The following is a 6,475-nucleotide window of genomic DNA, read 5'->3' as shown; positions in this document are numbered from 1 at the left end:
GGTAATGGGCAAATGTGAGCTCGGTCAGTTCGATGACGCTTTTGCCGTGGAAGGACACGTTGTCCTTGCGCAGCTTGGCGAAGGCCAGCCACGGTTCGAGCACCATCCGGTAGAACGCGAAACCGCCGTCGGTGCGCAGGAATTGGAATTCGGTGACGTAGCCGTTGAAGTAGCGCAGCGATCCGTCTTCGCGCACGAGCGAGATCGTCACCATCCTGCCCATCATCGCCTTCAGGGGAATCCGCGCGTCGTCCGACAGGAGTTCGACCTCGACGCGGAAGCAGCGCGAGACTTCCTCGTGCGCCTTTAATCGGTTCGGCAGCAGGATGGAATCCGGCCCGTCATTGCGGGGGAAGGCCAGGCGCATCAGGCGGTCGTGTTGTGCATCGAAACCGAACGCCGATAGCGTAGCCCCTGCCGCGATCGCTTGGCTTCCATCCATGTATTGCCTCCCATGGCTTATCAGGTATCAGAATTTGCCATTGGCTAAGGTAACCAACAGGTCTTGGGCGACTTTGATAAAAGGCAAAAATCGAACTCTGCTGTTGTCTCTGGGGCGGCAGAATGGCAACGGATGTCCGTTGCATGAGCTGATCTTGCTCAGCTTGGTTGATCTCAAGGTGAGCCGATGAAGGCTTGCGGACAGGGGAATCCCCATGCTGATTCATGCCGCGCAGCTGCGGGGAGACATTCCAGCGTCACGCGCCGGACAATCGGCATCAGCGGATGATTGACAGCGCGGGCGTTTGCATTCAATATTCGCGGGCGCCGGTGGAAACCTTTCCAATCGGCGCCGACCCATAACGAGACGACCCCTGGAGATAACCGCATGAACATCAACCGCACCATGCGCCTGGCCGTGGCGTGCGCGCTGGCGCTGGCCGCCGGCGGCGCCGCTGCCGCGCCGGCAACGCCGCAACCGACATCCTGGCCGCGCCTGACGAGCGCGATCGCGCCGGACGCCGCGCTCGAGGCGCGTGTGCGCGAGATCGTCGGCAAGATGACCCTCGCCCAAAAGATCGGCCAGATGACGCAGGCCGAGATCAAGTCCGTGACGCCGGACGACGTGCGCACCTACTACCTCGGCTCCGTGCTGAACGGCGGCGGCAGCTGGCCGCACAACGACAAGCACGCGCACGCCGCCGACTGGCTGGCGCTGGCCGACGCGTACTACGACGCCTCGATGGCGACCGACATGGCGGTCAAGGTGCCGATGATCTGGGGCACGGACGCCGTCCACGGCCACAACAACGCCTACGGCGCCACGATCTTCCCGCACAATATCGGTCTGGGCGCCGCGCGCGATCCGGCGCTGGTGCAGGCCATCGGCGCGGCGACCGGCAAGGCCGTGCGCGCCACCGGCATCGCCTGGGTGTTCGGCCCGACCGTCGCCGTCGTGCGCGACGACCGCTGGGGGCGCACGTACGAAAGCTTTTCGGAAGACCCGCAACTGGTCAAGCGCCTCGCCGGTCCCTACGTGACGGGCCTGCAGGGCGCGTTGAAGGGCGACGCCAACGTCATCGCCAGCATCAAGCACTTCATGGCCGACGGCGGCACCGAATTCGGCGTCAACACGGGCGTCGCGAAGGTCGGCGAGCACGACCTGCTGGCCATCCACGCGCAAGGCTATGTCGCCGGCATCGAGGCGGGCGCGCAGACCGTGATGGCCTCGTTCAACTCCTGGAACGACGTCGTGGCGGGCCGCGATTACGGCAAGATGCACGGCAACCGCTACCTGCTCACCGACGTCCTCAAGGACAAGATGGGCTTCGACGGCTTCGTCGTCACGGACTGGAACGGCATCGGCGAAGTGCCGGGCTGCCGCAACGACGAGTGCGCCCAGGCGATCAATGCCGGCATCGACATGGTGATGGTGCCGAACGACTGGAAAGCCTTCATCGCCAACACGGTCAAGGATGTCGAGGCCGGCCGCATCCCGCTGGCGCGCATCGACGACGCCGTCAGCCGCATCGTGCGGGTCAAGCTGCGGGCCGGCGTGTTCGGCAAGCGGCCGTCGCAATCCGCGTGGGCCGGCAAGGACGACGCGCTGCAGGCGAAGGAGGTGGGCCGGCGCGCCGTGCGCGAATCGCTGGTGCTGCTCAAGAACGAAGGGCCGGCGCTGCCGTTGGCGGCCGGCCGCCGCATCCTCGTCGTCGGCAAGGCCGCCGACAGCGTGCCCGAACAGACGGGCGGCTGGGCGCTGACGTGGCAGGGCACGGCGAACACCAATGCCGATTTCCCGAAAGCCGACACGATCCTCGCCGGCCTGAAGGCGGCCGGCGCCGACGTCACGTACAGCGCGGATGCGGCGCATGTGGATCCGTCCAGGTTCGACGCCGTCATCGCCGTGATCGGCGAAAGCCCGTACGCGGAAGGCGACGGCGACATCGTGCCGTCCGGGACGCTGCGCCATTCGAGCCGTTATCCGGAAGACCTGGCCGTGCTGCGGAAGGTGCACGGCAAGGGTAAGCCCGTCGTGACCGTGTTCCTGTCCGGGCGGCCACTGTGGGTCAACGATTTGCTGAACCTGTCGGACACCTTCATCGCGGCCTGGCTGCCGGGCACGGAAGGCAAGGGCGTGTCCGACCTGCTCGTCGCCGCCAAGGACGCGCAGCCGTATGACTTCAACGGCCGGCTGTCGTTCTCGTGGCCGAAGTCCGTGTGCCAGACGCCGCTGAACGTGGGCGACGCCGGCTATGCGCCGCTGTTCGCCTACGGCTATGGCTTGAAGCGCGGGCAGCGTTCGCACCTCGGCCAGCTCGACGCGACGTATCCGGCGGGCGGCTGCAGCGCGGCGGACACGTATCCCGTGTACGGCCACGCGGACCGCGCCAGCTTCCCCCTGCGCATCCGCAGCGGCGCGAAGGTGGCGCCGCTCGGCGCCGACCTGAATGCGACGACCACGCTGCCGGGCATCACGGTCGGCATCGCGCAGATCAAGACGCAGCAGGACGCGAAGCGCGTCACGTGGACGGGGCCTGCGACGTTCGAGGCGCACGGCACCCGGCCGCTCGCACTGCCGGCCGCGCTGGCGGACAAGGGGGTGCTGCGGTTCGACACGGTCGTGGCGGCCGCACCCGCCGGCAAGGTGACGATCGCGATGGCGTGCGGCGCCAAGCCATGCGGCACGCCGCTCGATGCGACCAGGCTGTTCACGCGGCTGGCCGGGACGGGGCGGCATGCCGTCGCGATTCCGCTCGCCTGCTTCCGTGCCCGCGGCGCCGACCTGGCGCGCGTGGACACGCCGTTCAGCGTGACGAGCGACGGCCCGTTCGCGGCCGATTTCGGCAACGTCGACGTGACGGCGAAGGGGCGGGCCGAGGGCGCCGTGGCGTGCGAGGCGCTGCAATGAGCGCTTACCGGCTGCTGGCCGACATCGGCGGCACGAATGCCCGCTTCGCGCTGCAGGCCCCTGGCCGCGGGTTCGCGGACATCGAGGTGCTGGCCTGCCGCGACTACGGCGACGTCGGCGCCGCGATGGACGCCTACCTGGCCCGCGCGGCCGCGCGGGGCCTGGCGACGGACGGCATCCGCCACGCGGCCATCGCCATCGCCAACCCCGTCGAAGGCGACTGGGTGAGCATGACGAACCACCACTGGCGCTTTTCGATCGCGGCGCTGCGCGCTGCGCGCGGACTGGACCTGCTGCTCGTCGTGAACGATTTCGCCGCGCTTGCGATGGCCTTGCCGTACCTGGACGAAAGCGGCCGCGAACGCGTCGGCGGATGCGACGGCGCGGCCGTGCCGGGCCGTCCCATCGGCCTGATCGGGCCGGGCACGGGGCTGGGCGTGTCGGCCGTCGTCCCGGCCACCGGACCGGAGGGGACGCGCTGGCTCGCGCTGGCGGGCGAGGGCGGCCACGCCAGCTTCGCGCCCGTCTCGCGCCAGGAAATGCGCATCCTGGACGCGCTGTGGGAAGAACACGGGCACGTGTCCGCCGAGCGCCTGCTGTCCGGCCCGGGGCTGGAAGCGATCCACCGCGTGCTGGCGGGCGAACGCCTGGCGGCGGCCGCCATCACGGCGCGGGCGCTGGACGGCACGTGCGCCGCATGCCGCGAGACGGTCGAGGTGTTCTGCGCGGTGCTGGGCAGCGTGGCCGGCAACGTTGCATTGACATTGGGTGCGACCGGCGGCATGTACATCGGCGGCGGCATCGTGCCGCGGCTGGGGTCCCTGTTCCACGCATCCGCGTTCCGCGCCCGGTTCGAGGGCAAGGGCCGGCTGCAGCCTTACCTGGCGCGCATCCCGACGTGGCTCGTCACGGAGCCGTATCCCGCGCTGCGCGGCGTGGCCGCCATGCTCGACGCCGCATCACGACAATCATAAAATCAGGAGACTTCATGGCAGCATCACCGAACACCACGGGCACGGCGCCGCTGGCGGCCGCACCCGGCACGCAGGCGGCGAACACGGGTCCGCTCGTCATCATCACGATCCTGTTCTTCATGTGGGGCTTGCTCACATCGCTGAACGACGTGCTGATCCCGCACCTCAAGGCGATCTACACGCTGAACTACGTGCAGGCCATGCTCGTGCAGTTCTGCTTCTTCGGCGCGTATTTCATCGTGTCGCTGCCGGCCGGCGCGCTGATCCGCCGGCTCGGCTACCAGAAGGGCGCCGTCACGGGCCTGTTGATCGCGGCCGCCGGCTGCGCGCTGTTCTATCCGGCCGCACGGGGCGGCTACGGTCTGTTCCTGTTCGCGTTCTTCGTGCTGGCGGCCGGCATCACGATTTTGCAGGTGGCCGCGAATCCGTACGTGACCGTCCTCGGTCCGCCGGCCACGGCGTCGAGCCGGCTCACGTTCACGCAGGCCCTCAACTCGCTCGGCACGACGGTGGGCCCGCTGGCCGGCGGCGCGCTGATCCTGGCCGGGGCGAACAGCCTGACGGCGGACCAGGTCGCGCGGCTGGACGCGGCCGGGCAGGCGGCGCACCGCGCGCACGAAGCGGCCACCGTGCAGGGACCCTACCTGGCGCTGGCGGCGGCGCTCGCGATCCTGGCCGCGCTGTTCGCGCTGGCCCGGCTGCCGCGCATCGAGCATGCGGACGGCGATGCGGCAGCGGCGGCGGGCTCGGTGCTCGGCTACCGTCACCTCGTGCTGGGTGCCGTCGCCATCTTCCTGTACGTGGGCGGTGAAGTGAGCATCGGCAGCTTCCTCGTCAGCTTCCTCGGCGACGCGCACGTCGTCGGCATGCCGGCCGCACAGGCCGCAGGCTACGTCAGCGTGTACTGGGGCGGGGCGCTGGTCGGCCGCTTCATCGGTTTCGGGGTGATGCGCGTCGTCAGCCCGGGCAAGGCGCTCGCGTTCAACGCGCTGGCCGCCATCGCGCTCGTGCTGGCCGCCGTCTGCGGCGACGGCCGCGCCGCGATGTGGGCGCTGCTCGCGGTCGGCCTGTGCAACTCGATCATGTTCCCGACGATCTTCAGCATGGCGCTGCACGGCCTCGGACGCCACACGGGGCAGGGGTCGGGCGTCCTGTGCATGGCCATCGTGGGCGGCGCCATCGTGCCGTTCGCGCAGGGCATGCTGGCGGACCGCATCGGCGTGCAGCCGTCGTTCCTCGTGCCGGCCGCCTGCTACGGCTTCATCCTGTTCTTCGGCCTGCGCTACGCCAACCTGCACCGCGCGGGTGACGGACCGGCGTGAGCCTGGTCATCCGGGTGGGATTTACGGTAGAATGCGGGCATCCCATTGGGGAGTAGCCTGCTTCCGCCCGCGCGGAAGCGCCCGTGTCAACATACTCGCCGGTCCAGTGCCGGCGTGGCACGGGCAGCCGTTTCGGTTGGCAAGACCTTTGGTATGCCTGCGCGTTCATCGGGCCGCGCCGGCATGCCATCGTCCCTGCCCGACTGGAACCGTGAATGAATTTCCTCGCCACCGCTGCTCTTGCCCTCGCCATGTCCACCGACGCATTCGCCGTCGCCGTCGGCAAGGGCGCCGCGCTGCAACGTCCCCACCTCCGCGAAGCCCTGCGCACGGGCGCCATCTTCGGCGTCATCGAAGGGATCACGCCCCTCGTCGGCTGGGCCCTCGGCCATTGGGCGGCGCCGTACGTCGAAGCGTGGGACCACTGGATCGCGTTCGCGCTGCTGGGCGTCCTCGGCCTGCGCATGATCCGCGCAGGCTTGTCCGGCGCGGACGACGAGGCGCACGAAAAACCGTCCTCGCACTCTTTCTGGCTGCTGGCGGTGACGGGCGTCGCGACGAGCATCGACGCGCTGGCCGTGGGCGTGGGCCTCGCGTTCATCGATGCGAACATTCTCACCGTGGCCGGCGCCATCGGGCTGTCCACGTTCGTCATGGTGACGCTCGGCGTGATGGTGGGGCGCGGCCTCGGCACGCTGGTGGGCAAGCGCGCGGAACTGGTGGGCGGCGTGGTGCTGATCGGGATCGGGTGCGCGATCTTGTATGAGCACATCGGACGCGCCTGACGACGGCCCAAGAAGAAAAGCGGCGACCGGTTTCCCGGCCGC

Annotated in this window: 5 protein-coding genes and 1 riboswitch; of the genes, 4 read left to right on the top strand and 1 reads right to left on the bottom strand. The window is 69.2% G+C overall.

Going from position 1 to position 6,475, the window contains the following annotated elements; translation table 11 throughout:
• Window positions 1–442 (bottom strand): contractile injection system protein, VgrG/Pvc8 family (locus ISF28_RS03020; protein WP_267876931.1); only part of this gene is annotated, 442 nt, incomplete at its 3' end.
• Between the two features lie 387 nt (window positions 443–829).
• On the opposite strand from ISF28_RS03020, the gene ISF28_RS03015 reads away from it, so the two are divergent.
• From ISF28_RS03015 to mntP, 4 genes are all read left to right on the top strand, one after another.
• Entirely contained in the window at window positions 830–3,352 is a 2,523-nt protein-coding gene (locus ISF28_RS03015) for a glycoside hydrolase family 3 protein (protein ID WP_198115628.1), read from the top strand.
• Window positions 3,349–4,326, top strand: coding sequence for a glucokinase (locus ISF28_RS03010; protein WP_198115627.1), 978 nt, complete (start codon window positions 3,349–3,351; stop codon window positions 4,324–4,326). The genes ISF28_RS03015 and ISF28_RS03010 overlap by 4 nt, the downstream gene beginning before the upstream one ends.
• 14 nt (window positions 4,327–4,340) lie before the next feature.
• Window positions 4,341–5,648, top strand: a complete 1,308-nt coding sequence (locus ISF28_RS03005; RefSeq protein ID WP_198115626.1) for a sugar MFS transporter — start codon at window positions 4,341–4,343, stop codon at window positions 5,646–5,648.
• A 38-nt stretch (window positions 5,649–5,686) separates the two neighbouring features.
• Window positions 5,687–5,858: riboswitch (yybP-ykoY riboswitch) on the top strand.
• Window positions 5,859–5,863: 5 nt separating this feature from the next.
• A complete protein-coding gene (gene mntP / locus ISF28_RS03000) occupies window positions 5,864–6,433 on the top strand; it encodes a manganese efflux pump MntP (RefSeq protein WP_198115625.1) in 570 nt (189 codons plus the stop codon).
• Window positions 6,434–6,475: the final 42 nt, after the last annotated feature.

This window comes from Massilia rhizosphaerae (genome assembly GCF_016093545.1).
In the GTDB taxonomy this organism is placed as follows: domain Bacteria; phylum Pseudomonadota; class Gammaproteobacteria; order Burkholderiales; family Burkholderiaceae_D; genus Telluria; species Telluria rhizosphaerae.
Note: the sequence above shows the minus strand (reverse complement) of the source record. Positions and strands in the feature narration are given on the sequence as shown.

Excerpts from the sequence above, each read along its gene's own strand:
- ISF28_RS03015 (WP_198115628.1), top strand. The coding sequence starts at position 830 with ATGAACATCAACCGCACCATGCGCCTGGCCGTGGCGTGCGCGCTGGCG.
- ISF28_RS03010 (WP_198115627.1), top strand. The coding sequence starts at position 3,349 with ATGAGCGCTTACCGGCTGCTGGCCGACATCGGCGGCACGAATGCCCGC.
- ISF28_RS03005 (WP_198115626.1), top strand. The coding sequence starts at position 4,341 with ATGGCAGCATCACCGAACACCACGGGCACGGCGCCGCTGGCGGCCGCA.
- mntP (WP_198115625.1), top strand. The coding sequence starts at position 5,864 with ATGAATTTCCTCGCCACCGCTGCTCTTGCCCTCGCCATGTCCACCGAC.